General features: G+C 73.7%; 18 protein-coding genes and 4 pseudogenes. 11 read left to right on the plus strand and 11 right to left on the minus strand.

Features of this window, described 5'->3' with window-relative positions:
- Positions 1-43: 43 nt before the first annotated feature.
- The gene (locus tag AC3IYI_RS00790) at positions 44-613 is read right to left on the minus strand and encodes a TetR/AcrR family transcriptional regulator (protein WP_422519557.1); all 570 of its coding nucleotides are present in this window, start codon (positions 611-613) and stop codon (positions 44-46) included.
- Between the two features lie 71 nt (positions 614-684).
- On the opposite strand from AC3IYI_RS00790, the gene AC3IYI_RS00795 reads away from it, so the two are divergent.
- Both AC3IYI_RS00795 and AC3IYI_RS00800 read left to right on the plus strand, forming a co-directional pair.
- Positions 685-1,212 carry an FBP domain-containing protein gene (locus AC3IYI_RS00795; RefSeq protein WP_489408339.1) on the plus strand — a complete coding sequence of 176 codons (528 nt, stop codon included), beginning with the start codon at positions 685-687 and terminating at the stop codon, positions 1,210-1,212.
- 218 nt (positions 1,213-1,430) lie between these two features.
- Complete coding sequence (locus AC3IYI_RS00800) at positions 1,431-2,846, plus strand: L,D-transpeptidase (RefSeq protein WP_489408340.1); 1,416 nt, start codon at positions 1,431-1,433, stop codon at positions 2,844-2,846.
- A 77-nt stretch (positions 2,847-2,923) separates the two neighbouring features.
- Here the strand turns inward: AC3IYI_RS00800 and AC3IYI_RS00805 are convergent, their stop codons facing one another.
- Positions 2,924-4,189 carry a PucR family transcriptional regulator gene (locus AC3IYI_RS00805; protein ID WP_489408341.1) on the minus strand — a complete coding sequence of 422 codons (1,266 nt, stop codon included), beginning with the start codon at positions 4,187-4,189 and terminating at the stop codon, positions 2,924-2,926.
- A gap of 128 nt (positions 4,190-4,317) precedes the next feature.
- Between AC3IYI_RS00805 and AC3IYI_RS00810 the strand changes: the two genes are divergently transcribed.
- Positions 4,318-5,208 carry an esterase/lipase family protein gene (locus AC3IYI_RS00810; RefSeq protein ID WP_489408342.1) on the plus strand — a complete coding sequence of 297 codons (891 nt, stop codon included), beginning with the start codon at positions 4,318-4,320 and terminating at the stop codon, positions 5,206-5,208.
- A gap of 176 nt (positions 5,209-5,384) precedes the next feature.
- On the opposite strand, the gene AC3IYI_RS00815 is transcribed toward AC3IYI_RS00810, so the two are convergent.
- The 5 genes from AC3IYI_RS00815 to AC3IYI_RS00835 form a co-directional block, all read right to left on the minus strand.
- Positions 5,385-6,344 (minus strand): aldo/keto reductase, encoded by a 960-nt coding sequence (locus tag AC3IYI_RS00815; protein WP_489408343.1) that lies wholly within the window; start codon positions 6,342-6,344, stop codon positions 5,385-5,387.
- 9 nt (positions 6,345-6,353) lie between these two features.
- Positions 6,354-8,384 carry a Dyp-type peroxidase gene (locus tag AC3IYI_RS00820; protein ID WP_489408344.1) on the minus strand — a complete coding sequence of 677 codons (2,031 nt, stop codon included), beginning with the start codon at positions 8,382-8,384 and terminating at the stop codon, positions 6,354-6,356.
- A 63-nt stretch (positions 8,385-8,447) separates the two neighbouring features.
- Positions 8,448-10,322, minus strand: a complete 1,875-nt coding sequence (locus AC3IYI_RS00825) for a galactose oxidase early set domain-containing protein (protein WP_489408345.1) — start codon at positions 10,320-10,322, stop codon at positions 8,448-8,450.
- A 78-nt stretch (positions 10,323-10,400) separates the two neighbouring features.
- Positions 10,401-10,808 (minus strand): bestrophin-like domain, encoded by a 408-nt coding sequence (locus AC3IYI_RS00830; RefSeq protein WP_489408346.1) that lies wholly within the window; start codon positions 10,806-10,808, stop codon positions 10,401-10,403.
- A gap of 159 nt (positions 10,809-10,967) precedes the next feature.
- Complete coding sequence (locus AC3IYI_RS00835) at positions 10,968-11,459, minus strand: GNAT family N-acetyltransferase (protein WP_489408347.1); 492 nt, start codon at positions 11,457-11,459, stop codon at positions 10,968-10,970.
- Positions 11,460-11,651: 192 nt separating this feature from the next.
- Between AC3IYI_RS00835 and AC3IYI_RS00840 the strand changes: the two genes are divergently transcribed.
- Entirely contained in the window at positions 11,652-12,473 is an 822-nt protein-coding gene (locus AC3IYI_RS00840; RefSeq protein ID WP_489408348.1) for an SCO4651 family lipoprotein, read from the plus strand.
- Positions 12,474-12,807: 334 nt separating this feature from the next.
- Complete coding sequence (locus tag AC3IYI_RS00845; protein WP_489408349.1) at positions 12,808-14,760, plus strand: bifunctional metallophosphatase/5'-nucleotidase; 1,953 nt, start codon at positions 12,808-12,810, stop codon at positions 14,758-14,760.
- A 19-nt stretch (positions 14,761-14,779) separates the two neighbouring features.
- On the opposite strand, the gene AC3IYI_RS00850 is transcribed toward AC3IYI_RS00845, so the two are convergent.
- Together AC3IYI_RS00850 and AC3IYI_RS00855 are read right to left on the minus strand one after the other, a co-directional pair.
- Positions 14,780-16,267 carry a sensor histidine kinase gene (locus AC3IYI_RS00850; protein WP_489408350.1) on the minus strand — a complete coding sequence of 496 codons (1,488 nt, stop codon included), beginning with the start codon at positions 16,265-16,267 and terminating at the stop codon, positions 14,780-14,782.
- The gene (locus AC3IYI_RS00855; RefSeq protein WP_243333090.1) at positions 16,260-16,937 is read right to left on the minus strand and encodes a response regulator transcription factor; all 678 of its coding nucleotides are present in this window, start codon (positions 16,935-16,937) and stop codon (positions 16,260-16,262) included. Before AC3IYI_RS00855 ends, AC3IYI_RS00850 begins: the two co-directional genes overlap by 8 nt.
- A gap of 132 nt (positions 16,938-17,069) precedes the next feature.
- Here AC3IYI_RS00855 and AC3IYI_RS00860 point away from each other — a divergent pair, with 132 nt between their 5' ends.
- Positions 17,070-17,768 carry a PepSY domain-containing protein gene (locus tag AC3IYI_RS00860; protein WP_489408351.1) on the plus strand — a complete coding sequence of 233 codons (699 nt, stop codon included), beginning with the start codon at positions 17,070-17,072 and terminating at the stop codon, positions 17,766-17,768.
- A 148-nt stretch (positions 17,769-17,916) separates the two neighbouring features.
- Complete coding sequence (locus tag AC3IYI_RS00865) at positions 17,917-18,900, plus strand: amidohydrolase family protein (RefSeq protein ID WP_489408352.1); 984 nt, start codon at positions 17,917-17,919, stop codon at positions 18,898-18,900.
- Positions 18,901-18,945: 45 nt separating this feature from the next.
- Here AC3IYI_RS00865 and AC3IYI_RS00870 read toward each other — a convergent pair whose 3' ends face one another.
- The gene (locus AC3IYI_RS00870; protein WP_489408353.1) at positions 18,946-19,692 is read right to left on the minus strand and encodes an anti-sigma factor; all 747 of its coding nucleotides are present in this window, start codon (positions 19,690-19,692) and stop codon (positions 18,946-18,948) included.
- A pseudogene (gene sigK, locus AC3IYI_RS00875) lies at positions 19,689-20,249 on the minus strand (ECF RNA polymerase sigma factor SigK); the annotation flags it as partial. The gene AC3IYI_RS00870 and the pseudogene sigK, both read right to left, overlap by 4 nt.
- A gap of 438 nt (positions 20,250-20,687) precedes the next feature.
- Here sigK and AC3IYI_RS00880 point away from each other — a divergent pair.
- From AC3IYI_RS00880 to AC3IYI_RS00895, 4 genes and pseudogenes are all read left to right on the plus strand, one after another.
- Positions 20,688-20,926 (plus strand): annotated as a pseudogene (locus AC3IYI_RS00880) (chaplin).
- A 313-nt stretch (positions 20,927-21,239) separates the two neighbouring features.
- Positions 21,240-22,816 (plus strand): annotated as a pseudogene (locus AC3IYI_RS00885) (molybdopterin-dependent oxidoreductase).
- 90 nt (positions 22,817-22,906) lie between these two features.
- A pseudogene (locus tag AC3IYI_RS00890) lies at positions 22,907-23,565 on the plus strand (fasciclin domain-containing protein).
- 282 nt (positions 23,566-23,847) lie between these two features.
- On the plus strand, positions 23,848-24,480 hold the full coding sequence (locus AC3IYI_RS00895) for an RDD family protein (protein ID WP_489408354.1): 633 nt from the start codon (positions 23,848-23,850) through the stop codon (positions 24,478-24,480).
- Positions 24,481-24,495 lie beyond the last annotated feature (15 nt).

The raw sequence follows: 24,495 nt of genomic DNA on the forward strand, positions 1-24,495 counted from the left end.
GAATTACTGGGTTACGGGGTTACCGGCTTACGGGCTTACGGGCTTACGGGCTTACGGGCTTACGCAGCATCGCGTCGAGCGAGTCCACGATCCAGTTCCAGGACTCCTGCGGATCCACGGCGGTGTGGCTGAAGCCGCCGCCCAGCTCCAGGCTGACGTAGCCGTGGAAGACGCTGCCGAGCATCCGGACCGCGTGTGTCTGGTCGGGTTCCGTCAGGTCGTAGCCGCGCAGGATCGCCCGCGTCATCTGGGCGTGCCGGACGCCCGCGCTGGCGGCCGCCGTCTCGGGGTCGAGGCGGAGCCGTGCGGCGTCGTAGCGGCCGGGGTGCTGGCGGGCGTAGTCCCGGTAGGCGTCGGCGAAGGCGGCGAGGGCGTCTTTGCCGGCCCGCCCGGCGAGGGCGGCAGCGACCCGGTCGGCCAGTTCCTCCAGGGCGAACAGGGCGATCCGGGTCTTGAGGTCCTGGGAGTTCTTCAGGTGCGAGTAGAGGCTCGCGACCTTGACGTCGAACCGCCTGGCGAGCGCCGATACGGTCACCTGCTCGAAGCCGACCTCGTCGGCGAGCTCCGCGCCCGCCCGGGTCAGCCGCTCCGTGGTCAGTCCTGCTCGAACCATCATGTGCCTCCTAGCTGGCGATAGCCATTATGCATTTGCCTAAAACCTTTAGGCAAATTAGCCTGCCGCTCATGAAGCCGTTGACCGAGCAAGAGATCCGTACCGCCTTCGTGAACTGCACCAAGGGCGAAGCCAAGCGCCTGTCCGTACCCCGCGACCTGACCGAACGGCCCTGGGACGACCTGGACTTCCTCGGCTGGTGGGACCCGAAGGCCCCCGAGCGCGCCTACCTCGCCACCGAACTGGACGGCCGCCCGGTCGCCCTCGCACTGCGCACCTCCGCCGCCGCCCCCTCCCAAGCGCGGCGCAGCATGTGTTCGCTGTGCCTGACCACCCACACCGGGGGCGTCTCTCTGATGGTCGCGCCGAAGGCGGGCAAGGCCGGGCAGCAGGGGAACTCCGTGGGCGCCTACATCTGCGGCGACCTCGCCTGCTCGCTCTACGTACGGGGCAAGAAGGACGCGGGCCCGGGCGCACGGCTCCACGAGTCGCTCACGCTGGAGGAGAAGATCCAGCGGACGGTCGCGAACCTCGCCACGTTCTTCGACAACGTCACGGCCGTCGCCAACGTCACGGCCCTCGCCGACGTTCCGGCCTGAAGCGCGGCTCCCCTGCGGCCCGAAGCCCCCCTCCCCTACTCCGTACGAGCCCTCTTCGGTGCCCATTCGGCCCCACAGGCGAGTTCATGATCATCAGGCTGCCCGGAAATCGTTTTGATGCTGCCATCCGGCCGAAGGCGATCTGGGAGGGCTGCGTGGCGCGCATGCTGTCATCGACACACCGTGGAGGACTCCGGCGACGGAGCAGGACGTGGAGCGTGGCCGGGGCGGTGGCCGGGGTGGTCTTCGTCGTCGCCGCCGCGCCGCAGTCGGCGTCGCGGTCCGGTGACGGGCGGCAGGCCGGCGCCCAGCATCCCGGCTCCGTCGAGCTGCTGGTCGGCCGGGTGCTGGAGGACGGGGGCCGGCGGTGCGCGATGGACGCCTTCCGGGCCGGGCTGTGCGGCGGGCTGGAACAGCAGGTGGTCCGGGCCACTTCCAGCGGAGCGGGTTCCGTGGTGCGCGATCCCGCGTCCCGCGGCGCGTCCCGGGCGGCCGCGCACACGGTCGTCCTGCCCACCGACGCGGCCGGTCCCCTGGAGATCGCCCTCGCCGGGCCGGGGCTGCTGACCTATGTCACCGTCCACGACGGTCACGGGCGCCACGTGGGCGGAGCCCTGGGCTCCCGGGGGCACCACTGGGCCAACACCGAGCCGTTGCGGGCCGGCGAGACCTACACCGTGCGGGTCGGCGCCCAGGACGTGGCCGGAACCCCGGTCGGCGTGACCATGATGTTCCGGACCGCGCCCGCGGCCGAGGACGACCGGCTCACGGCCGAGTTCGGGCCCCGGCCCGGCACGTACGGGGCGGGGCAGATCGTGACGGCCTCCCTGAGCCACCCCGTCCCCGCCGGCGATCCGGCCGCACGGGCCCGGCTGGAGCGGGCCTTGCAGGTCACCTCCGAGCCGGCGGTACAGGGGGCCTGGCACTGGGTCGACGACTCGACCCTGCACTACCGGCCCCGTACCTACTGGCCGGCCCACGCCGTGGTGCACGTGGTCAGCGGTCTCGACGGGGTCGAGGTCGGGGAACGGCAGTACGGCGGCCCGTCGGAGTCCCTGCGGTTCACCATCGGGGACCGGATCGAGGCGCTCACGGACGCCGCCGCGCACGAGATGACCGTACGGCGCAACGGCAGGACCGTCCGGACCATCCCGGTGACCACCGGGAAGGCGGGCTTCCTGACGCGCACCGGCGTCAAGGTCGTGCTCGGCAAGGAGCGCAAGGTGCGGATGCGCGGCGACAGCGTGGGCATCAAGCGCGGAACGAGCGAGTTCTACGACCTGCCCGTCTTCTACGCGACCCGGGTGACGTGGAGCGGGGAGTACGTGCACGCCGCGCCCTGGTCGGTCGAGGCGCAGGGCGAGGAGAACGTCAGCCACGGCTGCACGGGCATGAGCACGGCCGACGCGGCCTGGTTCTTCGACACGGTGCGGGAGGGGGACGTGGTCTCGGTGGTGAACAGCGGCGGCGAGCCGATGGCCCCGTTCGCCAACGGGTTCGGGGACTGGAACCTCAGCTGGGACGCCTGGCTGGCCGGCAGCGCGCTGGGCGGCGACACCGATTCACCGCTCGCGTCGCCCGCCTCCGCGCCCGCGTCGGCGCACGGGCCGTCCCGGCTCCTCCCCCTCACCTGAGCCGGCCGGACTTCCCGGCGGGGGCGGGCGCGGCGGCTCCGACGGCGTCCGGTCCGTGCCCCGCCCGGGACCGCGCCTCAGGGGCCGCTGCGGCGGGCCGCGCCGTACGCCGTGAGGGCGGCCGCGAGGTGGCGGGCGCCGGTGGGGTCGGTGGCGTCGTGACCGGTGAGCAGCCGGATGCGGCCCAGACGGTAGGTCAGGGTGTTGCGGTGGACCGTGAGGGCGTCGGCGGCCTCACTGCGCCGGTAGCCGGCCGCGATGAACTCCCGCAGTGTGGCGATCAGATGGGGCTGGTCTTCGAGGGGTGCCAGGACCCGGGCCAGGGCGTCGCGGGCGGGGCCGGGCTGCACGAGCTGGTACTCGACGGCGAGGTCGGCCAGTCGGTAGAGACCCGGCGGGCGCCCCACGTCCTCGGCCAGGGACAGCACTTCGGAGGCCTCCGCCTGGGCCTGCGGGATCGATCCGTGGTCCTCGGCGACGGCGGCCGCCGCCGTGCACCGCAGTTCGGCCGCCGTGTCGAGGCGGGCGAGCAGCCGCCGGGTCGCGCCGTCCGGCGCATCCGTCCCGGCCGGGCCGAGCGGGACCAGAAGGACACCGCCTTCCCCCTTGAAGGTGGCCAGCACCTCGGGGTTCCCGTCCAGTTCGGAGCGCAGGGCGCGCAGGATGCGGTTCGTGGCGCCGCCGGGTGCCTCGGGCAGCCGCAGCACGACCACCTCGTACCGTTCGGCGAGGGTGCGTCCGTACCGCTCGGCCGCGCGCCGGGCCGGGCGGCCGGCGAGCAGGACCCCGGCGAGGTTGCGGCCGTGCTCGCGCTGCTCCCAGTCGAGGTCGGCCTGTTCGCGCAGGTAGGCCTCGGCGACCTTGGGCATGACCTCGCCGAGGAACGCCAGCAGGCTCGTGACCAGGGCGTACGGGTCGGCGACGGGGTCGGGGCCGGCCGCGGCGAGCTCCCAGGCCCGGCGGGCGCCGAGCGGGTAGACCCGTAGCACCGCCTCCAGGGGGACCCCGTCCCGGGCCCGCTCGGCGCCCCAGGCGACGGGGGCGGCCAGCTCGCCCTCGGTGGGCGCCCGCCCTTCGGCGACGGTGGTGAAGAACAGCCTCAGCACGGCCTCGGTGTTCGCGACGAGGTCTCCGCCGAGGACGCTGTCGGGCAGCAGCCGGTAGGCGGGGATGTCGGCGGTGAGCCGGGCGACCGTCTCGGCCGCCATCTCCGGTATCCGGGGCAGCAGAGCGGCGGCGAGCCCCGGGGCGGGCGCGAACTCCCCGTCCACCGCCCCGGCCACCGCCCCACCGGATCCCGCACCCGCCGTCCCGCCCGCTGCGTCCATCCCCGCGTCGTCCATCCCCGCATTGTCACCGTGCACAAACGCGGGAGGAAGCATTCTGCGCGTACCGCCAGGGGACACCGGCGGCGCGCCGGAGCATTCTGTGCAGTCCGACCAGTTCATGACCCCCTGTCAGGAGATGTCGTATGGCCCCCCGTACCCGTGCGTCGCGCACCCGCACCCTGCTCGCCAGAGCAGCTCTCCCGCTGGCCCTGCTGCTCGGCGCCGCGTTCCCGGCCCACGCCGCCACCGAGGGCGTCACGGGAGGCGGGGTCAACGACTTCTCCTGCCGGCCGAGCGCCGCGCACCCCGAGCCCGTGGTGCTGCTCCACGGCACCTTTGCCACCTGGTACGAGGACCTCAACTTCCTCCAGCTCGACCTCGCCGCCCGCGGCTACTGCACCTTCGCCCTGACCTACGGCGCCTACGACGGCTTCCCGCTGGTCGGAGGCCTCAAGCCGGTGGCCGTGTCCAACCTGGAGATCAAGGAGTACGTGGAGAAGGTGCGCGGCGCGACCGGCGCGGCCGAGGTCTCGGTCGTCGGCCACTCCGAGGGCGGGCTCCAGGCCCTCTACCTCGCCAAGATGCAGGGCATCCAGCGCCACATCAAGGCGGTCGTGGCCATCGCTCCCCCGACCCACGGCACGAACGCCGCCGGGCTGCTGGACCTGGGCGACAAGCTGATCGGCCGGGCGGCCATGGAGAAGATCGTGACCACCATAGGCATCCCGGTGCTCGCCGACGAGGTGCCCGGCGGTCCCGCGATCCTGGCGCTGAACGACGGTCCGGTGGCCCAGCCCGGGATCGCGTACACCATCATCACCTCGCGCTACGACGAGCTGGTGACCCCGACCGAGACGGCGTTCGTCCGCGAGCCGGGGGTCAAGAACCAGTACGTGCAGGACTTCTGCCCCTTCGACCCGGTGGGCCACATCGGCGAGGCCTACGACCTCAACGTCTGGCACATGGTCCGCAATGCGCTCGACCCGCACCGCGCCACCCCGATCCTGGTGTGCGCGGTCGGCTCGCCGGGCTAGCCGACCGGGGCAGGGCTAGTGCTGTGGCCGGAAAGGTTTGCCGGGTCGCGGCGTTCGGTGCGGTGCATCGCAAGGCGGAGGACCGCGCCTCGTACTGGACGTACCGGCGTGGTCCGACAACGCGGCGAGGTGCCGTGCCGGGCGTCGCGACCCGGTGAACCTTTCCGGTCACAGCACTAGGGAAGCGGCCCGCCCCGGGCCGTGAGCCACAGGGAGTACCACTCCTCGTGGCCGAGGTCCGGGGCGCGCAGCGCGGCGTCGCGGCAGGCCCGGATGCGCTCGGGGCGTCCGGTGCCGATGACGGGCGCGATCCTGGCCGGGTGGCGTTGCAGCCACCACAGCAGGATCGTCTCCGGTGTCGTGTCCTTGGCCTTGGCCAGGTCGCGCAGGTGCTCGGCGGTCGCGTGCTCCCCGACGCTCGACTCCCGCCCGGTGAAGCGGCCTTGGGCCAGCGCCCCGCAGGCCTGGAGGCGGACTCCGTTGGCCGTGCAGTACTCGACGGTGCCGGCCGGGAAGCCGACGGCCGCCGCGGCCGGGGTGTTCACGAGGACCCCGTCCTCCAGCCAGTCCCGCCGCCGCAGGCTCATTTCCAGCTGGTTGGCGACGAGCGGGACATCGAGGTGGCGTTGCAGGGCGGCGCATTGCGCGGCGTTCATGTTGGAGACGCCGAACTGCCTGACGAGGCCCTGGCGGTGCAGCGAGGTGAGCGCCTCGGCGATCTCCGCCGGGTCGGCCAGGGGGTCGGGCCGGTGCAGGAGCAGGACGTCGATGACATCGGTGCGCAGCCGGGTGAGGCTCTCCTCGACGCGGCGCAGGATGCTCGCGCCCCGCAGGTCGTAGATCCCGGGGCGGTCGCCTTCGGCGAGGCGGATGCCGCACTTGGTCTGCAGCGTGATGCGCTCGCGCAGGCCGGGGGTGCGGGCGAGCACCTCGCCGAAGACGGCTTCCGCCTTTCCGTGCCGGTAGATGTCGGCGTGGTCGAACATCGTGATGCCGCTGTCGAGGGCGGCCTCGATCGCCGCCTCGGCCGCGTCGATGTCCTCGGCCTGGTACGGGCCGGGCTCCCAGCTCCCGCCGAGAGCCATGCAGCCGTAGATCAGCCGGGTGTCGCCTGTCACTGGTGCCGTGATCGCCATGCCGTCACCCTACGAGGCGGACGCCTTCCACAGCACCTGCTCCCCGGCCAGGATCACCATGTCTCCGGCGGGGCGCAGCAGCAGGCGCGCACCGGGGTGGCCGGTGGTTCCGCTCGACCAGGCCGGGCGGCCGTCTGCCTTGCGCACGAGCAGTTCACCGTCCTGGGTGAGGACGGCGTCGTGGCCGGAGCCTGCGGTGTCGGTGTGCCACGTACGGCGGCCCTCGGCGTCGAGCAGGGCGAGGTCGCCGGTGCTGTCGAGGGACAGCCGGAGCGTTCCCGCGTCGAGGGTCTCGCCGAGGCGCAGTACGGAGCCGGTGTGGAACTCGATGGAGTCGTCGAGCTCTCCTTCGGCCAGGGCCCGCAGGACGGGCAGGGAGGGGCTGAAGGCGTACACGGAGCCCTCGGTGCGCACGAACCGCCCGAAGTGGAGGGTGTTGGCCCGGCTGCCGGTGCCGTCGGCGGAGGGGGTCTCGAAGGCGATGGGCGAATCGGGGCCGAGCACCGGGTCGCAGCCGGTGCGCGGGTTGCGACCGGCCGGGAAGTCCGGTTCGTTCACCCACTTGCGCATCACCAGCTCGAACTGCCCCACCAGGTCCGACTGGTGGCAGACGAAGACCAACCCGCGCGAGGCCTGTGGCCCGTGCTCCTCGCCCAGCTCGGGCTTGTAGACGGGGCCGTACGGGATTCCGCGCCGCATCAGGCGCCGCGCGTCGAGCTCCGCCTGGGCTACGGGGGGACGGCCCGGGGTGAGGACGAGGCCGTCGCGTGGGTTCCCCTTGCGGATGTGCGCGAACAGCGGCATCCGCCAGCCCTGCGGGTCCTGGCTGTAGTCGAGCTTGGCGTCGGGGTGCTTTCCCGGCACGGGCAGTTGCTCCGCCGCGGGGCACAGGGCGACCGGCATCCCGCCCGGCCAGCGGCCCATCAGGCGGGCGCCGAGCCATTCCCGGCCGGCGTCGGCGGGCGCGGCGCCGGCGCGCTGGAGTTCGGCGAGGCGCAGGGCGACCTGGGTCCACCAGCCGGGCACGTCCTGCGCGAGGCGGCGTACCACCTGGAAGGCGCCGCCGGTGGCCCAGGCGGGCAGGCCCGTGGGGCGCTTGCCCACCCGCTCGGCGCCGACGACGAACTCGCCGGCGGGGATCAGCCGGGTGCCGGGCTTGCCGAGCACGCCGTTGGCGTCGGCCGGGTCGGGCTCGTCGAAGCCCCGTACGCCGGGCTGGCTGATGCAGTCGAGGAAGCCGAAGTGCTCGTGCCCGCGCAGCTCGCCGGGGAGGGTGGCCCCGTCCTGGCGGAAGAGGACCGTCGCGCCGGCCGCGCCCGCGCCCGCGCGGTGTTCGGCGACGGCGGCGGCGAGGCGTTCGGGCTGGTCGGCGGCGAGCGTGAGGACGGCGTGCACCTCGCGGCCGGGGTCCTCAGAGCCGAACAGCCAGGACTGCGGGGCGCTGGTTCCGGTGTCGCCGAGCTGCTGCGCGCGGGCGGCGGAGCCCTGGGTGAAGGCCTCGGCACTGGAGCCGGCCGGGGCCGCGGGGAAGGGCTCCTTGCCCGCGAACAGGAGCAGCCCCGGATGCGTCAGGCTCAGCCCCGTCCACAGGGTGGCCATGGAGTCGGGGTCGATGCCGCCGCTGCGTCGGCGGGCCCGGCTGAAGGCCCGGTTGAAGCGGGCCACTTCCTCAGTGGTGGAGATCGAGGGCAGCAGGCCCGTCAGCCAGTGCCGGGCCTTGTCGGCGTCTCGGAAGCGGAGGAAGAGGAAGCAGGCGTGGTCCTTGCGGAACCCGGCGAGGATGTCGCCCTGGGAGTTGCGGTCGGTGCGCAGCGGGAGGGGTTCGGGGTCCGTGGCCCTGCGTGCGGGCTCCGCGGCCGGGCCCGCCGCCGGGCCCGCCGCCGGGCGGGCCGGGGCTTCGGCGGCCCACGCGGTGGGCGCGAGGCCGGCAGTGACTCCGGCGGCGGCGAGGGCCGCCGCCTGGACCACGGTCCTGCGGGCGGGTCCGGTGGCGGGTCCGGTGTGGGGGCAGCCCGGGGGCGGCGACGGGGCGAGGGCCATCGGCTTGCTCCAAGTGGCGGAGGGGCGGGGGGAGGGGGGAAGAACGACGGAGAACGGCCTGGTTCAGCGCCGCAGCGCGGCGGGCGCTCCGGAGTCGAGCTTGATCCACTGGGCGACGCTGGGAACTCCCTTGGCGTCGAGGAGGAAGAGCATGTAGTAGCCGGGCGGGGCGGCGGCCGCGTTCGGCGGAGCCTGCAGGGTGAGGGTGTCTCCCGCGCGCCGCTTGATGCGCAGTTCCACGTGGCGCTGGCTGGTGTTGACCGCGTGCGTGGCGGTGGTGGGCGCCAGCAGTACGGCCCGCTCGACCGGGCCGGGGGTGCTCGTGGCGACCTCGAACCGGGTGTTGTGGCCGACCGGGCCGGTGGGCGCCTCGTCGAGGGCGGGCCGGGCGCCCTGGTGGAGGTAGGAGGGCTCGTAGATCTCGATGGTGCCGTTCATCTCGTCGGTGATGTCGGCGTCGTTGGCGAGCTGCTGGAGTTCGTCGCCGGTGACCACGACCCGGCCGTCGGGCAGGACGACGGCATTGGAGTGGTAGCCGCGGGGAAGCCGCTGGGCGGGGCCGAGCTTCCAGTTCCCCTGTCCGTCGCGCATCTCGAACTGCCGGTACTTCAGATCGGCGTTGGGGTTCAGGACCCCGTTCCCGTAGTCGCGGATGTCGAATCCGCCGCTCGCCGTCAGCAGCGTTCCGTTCGGCATCAGCAGGGTGTTGTCCTGGGTGCGGCCGAAGGCCCGGGGCTTGTCGACGGTCCAGCGGCCCCCGGACAGCTTGTACGTGTTCGGGTCGGTGCGGTCCCCGCCGATGATCAGGGCCGCGCCCGGGCCCTGGTACCCGCCGGGCAGCGGCACGGCTCCCCCGTATGTCCGGGAGCTGCCGTCGGGTCGGGGCGGCAGGTCGGTTCGGGTCTCGTCGACGGGGTCGAAGGCCCACTGTTCGTTGTGGACCCGGCCGAGCCCGTAGACCAGGCCGTCGCGGAGCGAGAAGAGGTGGGGGTAGTCGCGGGTGAAGGGGGCCTTCGCCTTGAACGGGCCGACCGGGGCGTCGCGCGGGACGTCCGTCTTCTCCCGGGGTACGGGGTACCCGAGGGCGGGGAAGCGCTCCACGAGCGTGGTCGGGGTGCCCCAGCCCAGCTCGGACTGGCCGGACATGATGAGCTGGCGGCCGTCCGCGGCGGTCACCACGGAGGGGTACCAGCGCCCGGTGGCCATGTCCTGGCTGCGGCTCCAGGTTTCCGTCCACGGGTCGAAGACCAGCGAGAGCTTGGCGCCGCTGCCTCCGTTGGAGCCGAGGTTGCCTCCGAAGACGCCGAGCATGCCGTTGGGCAGGAAGGAGTGCCCGGAGCAGAAGAACGGTGCGGGGCGCGGTGAGTGGGTGCCGTCGGGCATGTCGACCACCGGCGGGGTGACCTTGGTGAACGCCGCCGCGCCGGTGCCCTCGGCCGGGTCCCAGAGGAAGGCGCGGCCGGCGTTCGTGGGGCCGATGATGTTGGTGGGGGCGGGTTCCCTGGTGGGGTTGGTCTCGATCCGCTCGAAGGAGAAGAGCAGCACCTTGCCGGTGGGCAGCAGCGCGATGTGGGCGGCGAAGTCCGGGGAGTCGAAGTACTCCTTGAACACGCCGTACTTCTCCGGCGCCAGACCGGCGTTGGCCTCGGCCTGGGACTCGGTGAGGGCGTTCAGGCGGGCGCGGCGGGTGGTGTCGGGGTAGTCGGCGGCGTCCCGCAGCGCGAGGCGGGTACGGGCGTGCTCCTCCGCGTGGTCCTCGCCGAGGTTGCGCCGTTCCTCCGCGCTGACCTCGCGGCGCACCCGCTCGGGGGCGACGTAGGGCGCCGGCCGCGCGGCATCCGGATCGTACGGGCCTTCGTGCGCGGCCGCGGGGCCGGCGGGGAGCAGGCCGAGGAGGGTGCCGGCGACCAGGGCGCGGGCGACTCCGGGACGGGCCATGGGGAACCCTTACGTGGGGGAAAGGGAAGGGGGAAGGGAAGCGAAGGGGAATCGGGGCGTCTCACATGCCGTGCGCGGTCACGAAGGCCATCCGCCGCAGGCCTCGCGGAAGGCGACGGGGTCGAGGTGCACGCCCGAGGAGGCCTTCGGCGGGGTCTCCGCGGGGACCTTGGCGACCCGTTGGTAGAGCCCGTAGGCCATGGCCCAGGCCTCCTCGTCCGTGGAGCCCTCGCGCATCCTGGGCCACTCGCGGTCGATGACCAGGTGCGCGTACTGCTCGGTGAGGCCGCGCACCTCCGCCTTGGCGGGGGCCGGCATCCGGTCGGCGGCGAGGTGGAGGTCTATCGGCGCGCCGGCTTCGGCGTGGTTGCCCTTGCGCGCGACGGCCAGCTCCTGGGCGGAACTTAACGACGGCGGCGACAGCCATGGGGCCGGGGACTCCTCAGTGCGGGGGCCGACGGGCAGCGCACGCTGCCAGTGATCCACACACTCGGTGATCAACGCCGTGCGCGCGCGCCGGGGCCACCGATGGGGTGACGCATCGCTGTCGGACCGTCACCCGTACGCACCAGGCCCGGGGCTGTCGCTCCGTTCGGGCGGGAGGGGAGCGGGGCGGGCGAGCCGGGTCGGGCCGGTCCGGGCCGGTCAGACCTCCGCGGCCAGTGACCGCCGGTAGCTCAGCGCGGGGCATCCGTCCAGGACGGTCTCCCCCACGACCGTGAATCCGTTCCGCCGGAGCACCGCCGCCGAGGCCGCGTTGTCCAGGGCCGCGGAGGCGGTGAGGACGCTGAGCCCGTACTCCGTGGCCGCGAGCCGGCAGACCTCCCGCACGGCGGCGGTGGCCGCGCCGCGGCCCGCCGCCCGTTCGCCGATCCGGTAGCCGAGGTCGGCGGCGCCGTCCGCGAGGTCCACCAGGTTGACGCGTCCGATCAGCTCTCCGGCGGTGTCCATCACGAGGTGGAACCTGCACGCACCCGTGTCCTGTTCCGCGAGAAGGGCGCGGTGGCGGGCGGCGAACTCCGTGAAGTACGCGTCCCCACGGTCCGGTACGGTGCGGGCGAAGTACGCCCGGTTGTCCCGCTCGAAGGCCAGCAGGGCAGCCTCGTGACCGGCCCGCAGGCGTTCGATTCGCAGCATGCCGGGCAGGATATACAGGCGGCTCGGACGGGCGCCCGCGAGTTTTCCCGGGGCCTGCCGGGGGACATCGCGACGGGGCGGCGGAGGCCGAAGAACCTCCCTCCCGGTCAAGGAGTCGTGCGAGCGTGCGAGCGTGCGACGATCAGGTCCCGTCCGGGGGGACCGGGACGACGACCGGCCAAGGGGTGGGGAATGAAGGCAGGAACAGTCACCGCGAGCATCGCGGCGGCCGTGATCGTGACGGCGGGCCTGAGCGGTTGTGCGGCCGGCGCCTCCGTGGGCAAGAAGGCGGCGGACTCGGCCGAGACTCTGGTCGCGACGCTCACGAAGGCCTCCGACGAGGCCTCCAAGGCCGGCTCGGCCGAGGTCGAGATGAGCGTGACGATGCCCGGCACGGGCGGCAAGCCGGTCCACGTGAACGGCACCTATTCCTGGGGCAACGGCCTCGCGATGGAGGCCGAGATGCCGGCCGAGGACCTCCAGCTGCAGGATCTGGTGTCCGACGGCACGGTCACGTACCGGCTCGTCCAAGGGGCGTACTACTACGGCATCGATCCGGCGCCGAGCGGCCCCTTCGTGGGCAAGACCTGGCTGAAGGTCGAGGTCACGGCCGTGCTCGGCGAGCAGGGCGCAGCCGGGATGAAAGCGGGCAACAGCGACCCGACGGCCGCGCTCAAGTCGCTCAAGTGGGCCACGAACGTCACCGAGGTCGGCCAGGAGGACGTCAACGGCAAGAGTTCCGTCCACTATCACGCCACCGTTCCGGTGGACAAACTGGGCGACGCCAAGGCGATGTTCGGCGCGGTGGGCGGAGGCGGTGCGACCGAGCTCGTCTCGGACGTCTGGGTCGACGACCAGGGGATGCCCTCACGGCTGAACCAGACCTTCGGGGACGTCGCCGTGAGGATGGACTTCCTGTCCTACGGCGTTGCGAAGGACATCGCGGTCCCGCCGGCCGCCGACACGGCCGACATCACCGAGGCCGTCAAGAAGGGCAGAGCCGCGCAGGGCTGACCCCCGCGGCGGCCGGGCAGGGGCCGAGTCTTCGCCGCCGCAGGCCGGGCAGGCGGTGCGTACCGACGGTCCGGTTCCCACCCTGCCTCCCGGCACGCGCCGCCGCCCCCATGTCACCCCGCAGGCACGAAGGACTCCCCCATGGAGTCGAGTCGACCTCTTCCCGGCCCGCTACCGCGCTTCGCAGCCGCCGGAGGCGGGCCGTTCGTCGACGGGGTGAAGTTTCCCGCGATTTCGCCCCGCCGACGGGCGCCCCGCCACGGACGGTTACCGGGTGCGTACAGACTGCTCCGGAGGGAGCGGGAGTTGACCCGCCCGCGGAATCGGGGGGCTCGTGGAAGAGTTCGGCCGGCGCCGGTTCCTGGCCCGGGCCGCGGGTGCCGCCGGGGCCGTCGGCGTCAAGGCGCTCACCGGTACCGCGGCGGCCGCCACCGGCGCGGCGCACGACTCCGCCAGCGCGGCCGGGTACGTGGACGTACAGCTGCTGCACATCACCGACCTGCACGGCTACCTGTCCGCTCCCCCGGCCAGGGATTCCCTCATCACGGGCGCGGGCGGCCGTTCGTACGCGGTGGGCGGGGTCGCCTACATGGCCACCCATCTGGCCCGGTTGAGGGCCGGCCGGGCCAATTCCTTCTTCTTCGCGCCGGGCGACCTCTTCTCGGGCTGGGAGTTCCCCGCCTTCACCCTCGCCGATGAGCCGACCATCGAGGCGCTGAACCGGCTCGGCCTGGACTTCGCGACCGCCGGGAACCACGAGTTCGACCGCACGCCCGGCTTCCTGCGCCGGCACATGGAGGAAGGGCTCCCCTACGACGGGGCGGGACTGACCAACTCCTTCCCGGACTCGGGCGGCGCCCCCTTCCACGGCGCCGACTTCCGCTACTACAGCGCCAACGCCGTGTCCGCGGCGAGCGGGGAGACGGTGCTCCCCCCGTACAACATCGAGTGGGTGGACGCGCCGGGCGGGCAGCGGCTGCCCATCGGCTTCATCCACCTGACGGTCGTCGCCGCCGAGACCTTCGGGAACTCCTTCCAGCCCGGCCTGACCACCCTCGACCAGCTCGCCTCCGCCAACCTCTGCGCCGCCCGGCTCAAGGCGCTCGGAGTGGGCGCCATCGTGCTGAGCATGCACGACGGGGCGGTGGCGGGCGGCGACTTCGATTCCGGCAGCGAACCCAGCGGTCCGGCGTACGAGCTGGCACTGCGCGTGTCCCCGGACATCGACGCGATCGTCACCGGGCACTGGCACTGCGCCTTCAACATGATGCTCCCGGACCCCCTCGGGCGCCCGCGGCCGTTCGTCGAGGCCGGCTGCCACGGGCAGATCATCGGCGAGATCACCCTGCGGCTCGACCCGGACACCGGTACGGTCGTCCGCGCGCTCACCACCTCGGTGAACCACCCCAACAGCCGCGACGTGGCCCCCGATCCGGTGCTCAAGGGTGTCGTCGATTATTGGACGGGCTTCGCGCAGCGGCGCGGGGCGGGAGTCATCGGACGCCAGCGCGCCTCCTTCCGCCGCCGGCTCTCCCCGGCCGGGGAGTCCACCATGGGCAACCTCGTCGCCGACTGGGCGCTGTGGGGCGCCCGTCAGGCGCCCGATTCCTTCGACACCAGTCCCCGGCCCGCCCGGTCGGGCGCGGACCTGGCGCTCATCGCGGTCGCCCCGCGCGTGGGCCGCAGCGTGATCAACACCGATCTGCTCGCCGGTACCGCCCTGGACGACCCGGTCAGCTTCGAGCGGGCCTGGCGGGCCGTCGGCTACGGATGCCCGCTGGTCAGTGCCGAGGTGAGCGGGCGCCGGCTCCACGACGCCCTGGAGCAGCAGTGGGCGCTGGACGCCTCCGGCGTGCTGACGTACGCCCCGCTCGCGGTGTCGGACAACGTCCGGTACTCCTTCGACGCGGCGGGGCCCGTCGGGGACCGGGTGGCACCGGGCGACGTGCTCGTCGACGGTGTCCCGCTGCGCCCGGAGGCCTCGTACCGCGTGGTGACCACCTCGTACACGCTCACCGGGCAGGACGGCTACCCGGCCCTCGGTGACTACCGGGAGCCGGCCCGCCACCGGCGGGACACGGACAGCTTCCCGGCGTACGTCTCGGCCCTCGGCACCCTGGAGGCCGTCTCCACTGGCCGGGTCACCGTGAAGCCCGCCGCGCTCTTCGACCCCCCGGGCCGCGAAGGGCGCTTGGTGGCCCCGTCCGATCCGGTACCGGGGCTGCCCGCGCCCGTCGCGGCGGAGGAGGAGGCCGCGCGGGACGCGGGACGCCGACCCGTGTGCTGAGCCGGCCGGGCGAGCGCCGTCAGGGGCCCAGCGGGAGCGTGGCGACCAGGCGGGCTCCCTTCGGGGAGTCCCGGACGGCGAGCGTGCCGCCGAGGCGCAGGGCGATGTCGCGGGCGATGGCCAGGCCCAGTCCGGTGCCGCCCTCGTCGCGGGCGCGGGCGTCGTCGAGCCGGGTGAAGCGTTCGAAGACCCGCTCGCGGTCGGCGGGAGCGATGCCCGCTCCGTCGTCGGTGACTTCCAGGACGGCCTCGCCCCGGGGCTCGTCCACGCGCAGGACGAGGGTGACGTGCTGCTCGGCGTGGCGGCCGGCGTTGTCCAGCAGGTTGGTGACGAGCCGCGACAGCCAGATCGTGCTGCCGCGGACCGCGATCCCGGGTGTGATGTCGGCGTGCACCGGGACCCGGGCGCCCCTGCGCGTACGGGCCGCTTCGCGGGCCACCTCCGTGAGGTCGACGGCGGCGGCCGGCGGCGGCTCCGAGGTGTCGAGACGGGCCAGCAGGAGCAGGTCGGCCGCCAGGTCCTGGAGCCGTACGGTGTCCTCCAGCGCGCCGCTGACCAGTTCGCCCCACAGCTCGGGATCCGGGTGGGCCTGCGCGACCTCCAGTTGGGTGCGGAGCACCGTGATGGGGCTGCGCAGTTCGTGCGAGGCGTCCGCGATGAAGCGGCGCTGGCGGATGCCGGCGGCCTCCAGCCGGTCCAGGGTGGCGTTCATGGTGACGGCGAGCCGGGCCACCTCGTCGCGGGTGGGCGGAACGGGTACCCGGCGGTGCAGTTCGCGGTCGCCGATCTCGGCCATCTCCGCGCGGATCGCCTCGACGGGGCGCAGGGCCCAGCCGGTGACCCGCCAGGTGATCAGGGCCACGACCAGGACGAGCAGCGGGACCACGACGGCCAGCACCGCCATGATGGTCGCGTCGGCGGTGTCGGCGTCCCGCAGCGAGGTCCCGGCGTAGACGGTGACCAGGCCCTTCGCGGTGACGGTGGTGACCTGCACGACGCGCTGGCGGTGTTCCTGGCGGGCCCGGCCGCCCTTCCAGGTGTCGCGGACCGTGCCGGGTGCGACGGGTGGTTCGGGGACGAGGGCGGGGCGGCCGCTGAGGTTGGGGCTGGCCGCGAGCACACGGCCCCGCGCGTCCACGACCTGGACGAAGTCGGTCCCGTGGCCCGGGGGCGGCAGGGGGTCCAGCTGCCCGGTGGCCGCCAGCGCGGCCACCCTGACGGCCTGCCGTTCGGCATCCTCCTGGGCGCTCATGGTCAGGTTGGTCTCCAGGGCCCCGAGCAGGGCGAAGGAGGCCACGCCGAGGGCCAGGGCCACCACGGCGGACGCACCGAGGGTGGCCTGGGCGCGGACGGACCTCGGCCGGAGCCGGGACGCGGCCCGGCGCAGCCGGTACGCGAGCTCGCGCGGACGGTACGCCGCCGCGCGAGGGCGGTCCCCGTCCTCGTAGAAGTCGTAGGGCAGGTGGGGCTGCCCGGAGGGCGCGCAGGACCGGTCGGGCTCAGCCACCGTCGGCCGCCAGCCGGTAGCCGGCGCCCCGGACGGTCTCCACCGCGGCCCGGCCGAAGGGCGCGTCTATCTTCCGGCGCAGGGCGCTGACGTGGACCTCGACGACGTTGAGGTCCCCTTCGTAGGCGGCGTCCCACACGTGCTCGAGGATGTCCCGCTTGGGTACGACCTCGCCGGCCCGGCGCGCCAGGTGCACCAGGACGGCGAACTCGCGTGCGGTCAGCCGGGCTTCCACGCCGCCGCGCGTGCAGCGCTGCCGGGCCGGGTCGACGAGGAGGTCGCCGAACTCCATGACCTGCGGGCTGCGGCGGCCGGTGCGCCGGATCAGGGCCCGCAGGCGGGCCACGAGGACCACGTAGGAGAAGGGCTTGGAGAGGAAGTCGTCGGCGCCGGTGTCCAGGGCCTCGGCCTCGTCGTACTCGCCGTCCTTGGCGGTGAGCATGAGGATGCCGGACTCGCAGCCGGCCGCGCGCAGCCGGGCGCAGACCCGGTAGCCGTTGAGGCCGGGCAGCATGATGTCGAGCACGATGGCGTCGTAGTCGTGCTCGCCGGCCATCCACAGGCCTTGCGGCCCGTCGTGTGCCGTGTCCACAGTGAAGCCCTCGGCCCGCAGACCACGTTGCAGGGCGGCGGCCAGCCGCCGCTCGTCCTCGACCACCAGTACGCGCATGGGGCAAGGTTCTCAGGTCGCGCCGCCGGCTTGCTGAAGGGTTCTTCAGCTCGCTTCAGCGGGGCTTCAGCATCCTGCTCGCAGGATCGGCCGAGCCGGGCACGTCGCCCGGAGAACGCGAGGAGCATCCAGATGACTCAGTCCAGTCCGCAGCCGCCCGAGTACCCCCCGGCAGCTGTTCCCGGCGAGGGCGGCGGCGAGGGCGGCGACCCGGCCGGCAAGGCGGCGGGGCGCGGCGCCCGGATCGCCCGCTTCACCCGGTTCGCCCGAGAGGGCCGGGGGCGCTGGGTGGCGCTCGGGCTCGTGGTGGTGGCCTCCGCCGGTGCGGGGGCCGCGGTGATGGCCGTGGCGGACCAGGACCACGACGTCCGCCGCACGCGCGCGGAGCGGATGTGGGACCGGTTCGACGTCGAGCGGGAGGGGGGCGGCGAGATGACGGCTCCGCTTCCCGCGCGCCCCGGGAAGCCGGGCGAGCCCGGGAAACCCGGCCTGCGGGGCCAGAAGGGCGAGCGGGGGGTCTTCCCGCCGGACGGACTGGTGCGGCCGGGGACGCCCGACGGCGAGGACGGCTTCGTCACGGACGGGCCCGACCGGGCCCCCGTACCCCTGCCCGCGCTGCCGGCGGCCCAGGCCCTGGAGAAGGCGGAGGCCGCCGTGCCCGGCGGCAAGGCCGAAGCCCTGCGCGTGATCGCCCAGGAGGGCGGCGGGAGCGCCTGGCGCGTGGTGGTCCTCGGCTCCGACGGCGTCCGGCACGCCGTGACCCTGGCCGGCGCCGACGGCGCGGTCACGAGCAACACGGTCGCGGGGAAGGGCACCGGGGCGACCCGCTGAGCGGGTCCGGGCGGGGCGCCCGCCCGGTGTCCCGTACCGCCCCGTCAGCGACAGTGACAGCGGTACGGGACACCGGAGCGGCTTACGTCCACCGCGCCTGCCGCGGCCCCGATTGGCCGGGTTCGCGGGCAGGGCGTTCCATCGAAGGGTGAGCACACCGGCGCCGGGCTCGCGGATCGACGTGCACGCCCATCTGTGGACCCCCGCCTACCTGGACCGGCTGGAGCGGCTGGGCCGGACCGACACGGGCACCCAGCGCGGGATCGGTGCGGACGCCACACCGGCCGACCTCGACCACCGCCTCGCCCTCATGGACCGGGCGGGCATCCGCGTGCAGGTGCTCTCCGTCCCCCCGCAGTCGCCGCACCTGGCCGGGGAGGCCGACGCGGTGGAGCTGGCCCGCGCGGTGAACGAGTCCTACGCCGAGCTGGTTGCCGGCCGGCCCGGGCGTTTCCTGGCCTTCGCCGCGCTGCCGCTGCCCCACGTGGACGCGGCGCTGCGCGAGCTCGCGTACGCCCTCGACGAGCTCGGCATGGTGGGCGCGGCCGTCACCACGACCGTGCGCGGCCGGGCCCTGGCCGATCCGCTCTTCCATCCGCTGTACGAGGAGCTCGACCGGCGCGGTTCGGTGCTGTACGTCCACCCGGCGGGCGAGGGCGCCGGCAGCCCCCTGATCAGCGGGCACCGCATGACGTGGATGGTCGGAGCTCCCGTCGAGGACACGGTGGCCGTCATGCACCTCATCCTGGCGGGCCTTCCCCGGCGCTACCCCCGGATGCGGATCCTGGCCTCCCACCTCGGCGGCGCGCTGCCGATGCTGCTGCGCCGGCTCGACGACCACCTGGCCTTCGAGTCCCCGGGGACGCCCGAGCTGCCCTCGGTGGCGGCCCGACGGCTCTGGTACGACACCGTCGCGCACGGCCACGGGCCCGCGCTGGTCGCGGCGGCGGCCTCCTTCGGCGCGGACCGCCTCGTCCTCGGTACGGACTTCCCTTACGAGGACGGGGAGGTGTTCGTGCGGGCGGTCTCCTACGTCTCCGAGTCGGGGCTGGCGCCGCGGGAGGCGGCCGCGATCCTCGACACGAACGCGGCGGCGCTGCTCGGCCGGCCCGTGAACCCCGCCGGCGGGTGACCGGAGCCGTCGCTCCGTGCCACCCGCCCGGGTTCGCCGTACGCCCTACGCCGGGAGGGCGAGCAGCACCAGGGGGCTGGTCGTCGGCTGCGGCGATCCCCCGGCGGGCTCCAGCGTCAGGCCGACCGCCGTGGCCGTGCCGAGGCCGCCGTCCAGCACGGCCGCCCCGTCGCCGGTGAGGAAGCCGGCCGGGCGCATCCTGCCGCCGTCGGCGAGCCAGAGCTGGTACGTGCGCCCCTCCCCGGCAGCCGGCAGCCGGTCCGCGAGGAACACGGCCCGGTCCCGGGCCGCGGAGGTGATCACCGTCGCGGCGGCTCCGCCGCTGGTGCGGCCGTGGACGGTACGGGCGTCCGGGGCCGTGACCACGGCCCGCAGCTCCTGGCTGCGCACCTCGGCCTGCCGGGCCTCCTGCCGGGCCCGGTCCGCCTGCCCGCTCTCGTGGAGCGCGGCCCCGCCGAAGAGGGCCGCCCCGACGAGGGAAGCGGCGACGACGAAGGCACCGGCCTTGCGCGGGAGCCGGTCGAAGAATCCGGCCGCCCGGCGGACGCCGACCCTCGGGGGGAGCTGACGGACGGTCTCGATGCCGGCCAGGACCTCCGCCTTCAGCTGCGGCGGGGGCACGAGGGCCACCGCGGAGGCCAGCCTGGCGGCCGTGGCGGAGAACTCCGCCACGTCCCCGGAGCACGGCGCACAGCGGGCCAAGTGCCGGGAGAACGCCTCCTGTTCACTCGGTCCGAGCGCGTCCAGTACGTAGGCCGCGGTGAGGGTGTGCAGTTCTTCGTCGTGCTTCACGTGGTCACCCCCATGCAGTCGCGCAGGCGGATCAGTCCGTCGCGCATCCGGGTCTTGATCGTGGGAAGAGGAGTCTGGAGGGTCTCGGCGACCTCACGGTAGGTCAGCCCCTGGTAGTAGGCGAGGGTGACGGCCTGGCGCTGGAGCTCGGTCAGCCGGCGCAGGCAGCGTTTGACCTGATCGCGCTCGAGCCGGGTCTCCACCTGCTCGCTCACTTCGTCGAAGGGCCGTTCCTGGCCGCGTACGCCCACGTCGTGCTCGCGGGCGGCCGAGGCCTGGACGGAGCGGACCCGGTCGACAGCCCGGCGGTGGGCGATCGTGGCCACCCAGGCCATGACGCTCCCATGGTCGGGGCGGTAGCGGGCGGCCTGGCGCCACACGTCGATCATCACCTCCTGGGCGACCTCCTCCGACTGTGCGCGGTCGCGCACCACCTTGACGGCGATGCCGAAGACGGTTCCGGCCACGGTGTCGTACAGCGCGGAGAACGCGTCCTGGTCTCCCTGCGCGACGCGCGCCATCAGCTCGGCGAGTTCGGCCGCGGCCGATCCGGGGCCAGTGCCGGGGCCGGGGCCTGGGCCGGGGCCGGGGCCCGGACCCGGTCCGGGGAAGCGTAGCTTCTCGGGGCACCTGAGCGGCCCCCGCATACGGCCGGGCCCGGGCAGGCACGCCGGGGCCGCGAGTGGTTCTCGCCGGTCCATCCATCGCATGAACGATCCTTCGTGGCAGGCGCACCCGTTCCTCGTCCGCCGAGGTCGCGGTGCACGCCGGGTCCTTGCTGTCTCACCCTGTCTTCGGAGCCGGTCCGTGCCCGGATTGGCCGGAATCCACGCGAAAGGGCATCCGTTCGGGGGAACCGGCACCCCGGGACCAACCGCGCCGGGGGTCCGGGCCGAAGGAGGGCTGCGGGCCCGGTTCAGGGGCCGCCGCGCGGCGGGTCACGGGGCCGATGGGTCCCGGAGTCCGCCGCCGCACAGCCAGCAAGGAGATCTGTCGTGTCGCGTGTCCTCAAGAGTGCCGTACTCGCCCTCGCTTCGGGCGCCCTTCTCGTGGGTGGGGCCTCGGCGGCCTCGGCCGACGCCGGATCCCAGGGCATCGCCGCCCACTCCCCGGGGTCGGCTCGGGCAACCTGATCCAGATCCCGATCCACATCCCGATCAACGCGTGCGGCAACTCGGTCAGCGTGATCGGGCTGCTCAACCCCACATTCGGCAACACCTGCGTCAACGCCTGACGGATCGCACGGACCACGGTCTCGGGTCCGCCGCTGGCTACGGGGCGGCGGCGGGCCGGTGGTCCTGCGGACCGGCGGGGAGTGGGTCGCCACTTCTGAGCGCCCCCGGGCCCCGCAGGACCCGCGCGGGCGGCGGCCGTCGGCGCCGCCGCCCGGGTGCGCGCGCCCGTACGGAGCGATGCCGTACGAAGCGATGCCGTACGAAGCGATGCCCTGCAGAGCGACGCCGTACGGCCCGCGCACAACGGTCAACATACCAACGGATCTTCACGTGTTCGGATGACCGGCCCATCCGGGAGGGATCCCGCACCGAATGAGGTTCGTGAGCATCAACCGAAGGACAGTCGAGCGGGGCGCCCTCGCCGCGGCGAGCGGCCTGCCGGCGGGCTACGCGGCTCTGGCCGCAGCCGAGCTGACCGCGTCCCTGGTACGGCCGCAGGCGGGACCGGTCACGGTGATCGGCGGGGCGGCCATCGACCGCACGCCGGCGGCGCTCAAGGACTTCGCCATCCGCACCTTCGGCGAGAACGACAAGCTGGGCCTCCAGCTCGGCATCCTCGCCACCGTCGGTCTCCTGGCGGCCCTGCTCGGCGTGTTCGCCCTGCGCCACCGCCGGACCGCGGCGGCCGGTGTACTGGCCTTCGGCGTCCTCGGTGCGGCGGCGGCCCTCGGCCGGCCCGACGCGGCCGGGGCGGCGGACGTCCTGCCCTCGCTGGTGGGGGCCGCGGCCGGGGCGCTGGTGCTGTACCTGCTGGTGGGGAAGGTGGGCGGCCCCGCCGCCCGGCCCGCCGGAGGGGACGGCGCGGAGGCAGACACCCTGGACGGGGCCGGAACCGAAGCAGCCGGCACCGGAGCTGCCGGCGCCGTAGCCACCGACACCGGCCCGCCCGCCACCTGGAACCGCCGGGGCTTCCTCCTCGCGGTCGGCATCGCCGCGCTCGCCTCCACCGGCGCGGGCGCCCTCGGCCGGGCCCTGACCGGCCGGCGCGGCCGGGGCGCCACCGCCTCGCGGGCCGCCGTCCGCCTGCCCGCTCCCGCTTCGCCGGCCGCGCCGGTCCCGGCCGGGGCGGCCCCACGGCTTCCCGGGGTCAGCGCCTTCACCACACCGAACAAGGAGTTCTACCGTGTCGACACCGCTCTCGTGGTCCCCAAGGTCGACGCCGGCACCTGGCGGCTGCGCATCCACGGCAAGGGCGTCGCCCGCCCGCGCTCCTACTCCTATCCCGAACTCCTCCAACGCCCGCTGATCGAACGCGACATCACCCTCACCTGCGTGTCGAACGAGGTCGGCGGCCCCTACGCCGGCTCCGCCCGCTGGCTCGGCGTACGTCTGTCGGACCTGTTGCGGGAGGCCGGTGTCCAGGCGCCGTCGCGCGGCGGCCGGGCCGACCAGCTGATCGCGCGCTCAGTGGACGCGATGACCCTGGGCACCCCCGTCGAGGAGGTCATGGACGGCCGGGACGCGATGCTGGCCGTCGGCATGAACGGCGAGCCGCTCCCCTTCGAACACGGCTTCCCGGTGCGCATGGTCGTACCCGGTCTCTACGGCTACGTCTCCGCCTGCAAGTGGATCCGGGAGATCGAGCTCACCACCTTCGACTCCTACGACCCCTACTGGGTCAAGCGCGGCTGGGCCGGGCCCAGCACCGCGGCATCGAGCGGGTCGAGGTCCAGGTCGACGACGGGCCGTGGCAGGAGGCCTCGCTCGCGGCTCAGGCCACCACGGACACCTGGCGCCTGTGGTCCTTCGACTGGAAGGCCGCGTCCGGCGGCCACCGCCTCACCGTCCGCGCCACGGACGGCCGGGGCGAGGTCCAGACCGAGCTGCGGACCCGCACCGTCCCGGACGGCGCGAGCGGCCGGCACGGCGTGTTCGTCACGGTCGGCTGACCGAAGCGACTCCGCTTTCGCACTACTTCACACACTTTCCGTCCTTTCGCTCCCTCTTCACCAACCCCTTCTCTTTCTCTGGAGAACACCATGAACACCCTTCGTTTCCGCCGTACCGCCCTCTCCGTCGCCACCGCAGCCGTACTCCCCTTCGCGCTGGCCGCCTGCTCCGACTCCGGCTCCGGCTCCGACAAAGACGCCGCCGCCGGTGCGGCCGCCGAAGCGAGCGCGGACGCCTCCTCCCCGGCCGCGGACGCCTCGGCGCCCATGACGGTGGAGGGGCCCTTCGGCGCCGCGTGCGCCGGTGTCCCGAAGGAGGGCGCGGGCAGCTTCGACGGCATGGCCAAGGACCCGGTCGCGACGGCCGCGTCCAACAACCCGGCGCTTTCCACCCTGGTGGCGGCCGTCAAGCAGGCCGGGCTCGTCGACACGCTCAACAACGCCAAGGACATCACGTGTTCGCGCCGACCAACGACGCATTCGCCAAGATCCCGAAGGTGGACCTCGACAAGGTCCTCGCCGACAAGGCCACGCTGACCAAGATCCTCACGTACCACGTGGTCGGCCAGAAGCTGACGCCGAAGCAGCTCGAGAACGGCTCCTTCGCCACGCTGGAGACCGGGAAGGTGACCACCACCGGCTCGGGCGAGTCCTACAAGGTCAACGGCGCGTCCACCGTGGTCTGCGGCAACGTCCCGACCGCGAACGCCACCGTGTACATCGTGGACACCGTCCTGATGCCGAAGTAGCGGTGGCGCCGCACCGGTGACCCGCAGGGGCGCCGGTCGTTGTAAAGGTGGTCAGCGAAGTGGCCCCGGGAGTCCCGGACCTGTTCTCAGGGTCCGGGACTCCATGCCGTGTACACCGGCCCGTCACGTGGTCCACACATGGGGCAGCGGATTGGACAAGTGGCCGATGTTACTAACACCATGGCCCCGCAAGTTCGCGGCTGCGCAGGGGGGCAAACCGCTCGTTCCACGTCCCTCCGCACGGACCGCTCGTCCCCGCCACACCCCTGGAGAGACTTCGCCATGAGCTTCGGCGACCCGAACAACCCCTACGGCCAGCAGCAGCCCCCGCAGGGTCAGCCCGGCTACCCGCAGCAGGCGCCGCAGGGTGTCCCCCCGCAGTACGGCTACCCGCAGCAGCCCGTCGGCGGCGTCCCCCCGCAGCAGCCGTACGGCGCGTACCCGCCGGCCGGCATGCCGGGCGGCATGCCGCCCATGCCGGGCACCGGAATGCCGCCGCTGGCGCACTGGGGCCTGCGCCTCGGCGCGACCCTCCTCGACGGTCTGATCATCGCGGGACCGATGTACGCCCTCGGCTTCATCGACCTCGCCATGAGCGACGACGCGGCCACCGCCGGGCCGGGAGTCTTCTTCCTGATCGGCTGGCTCTACGCCCTCGGCATGGGCATCTTCCAGCTCTACAAGGAAGGCGCGACCGGCCAGTCGACCGGCAAGAAGGTCCTCGGGATCAGCGTGCGCCGCGAGGCCGACGGCAGCGTCCTCGGCTTCGGCATGGCCTTCGTCCGCAAGCTGGCGCACTTCCTCGACAGCGTCGCCTGCTACATCGGCTACCTGTGGCCGCTGTGGGACGCCAAGAAGCAGACCTTCGCCGACAAGGTGTGCAGCACCGTCGTCATCGTGGTCCCCAAGGGCTGATTCGGCCTGATGTCG

The sequence above is a fragment of the Streptomyces sp. GL_148 genome (assembly GCF_057834205.1).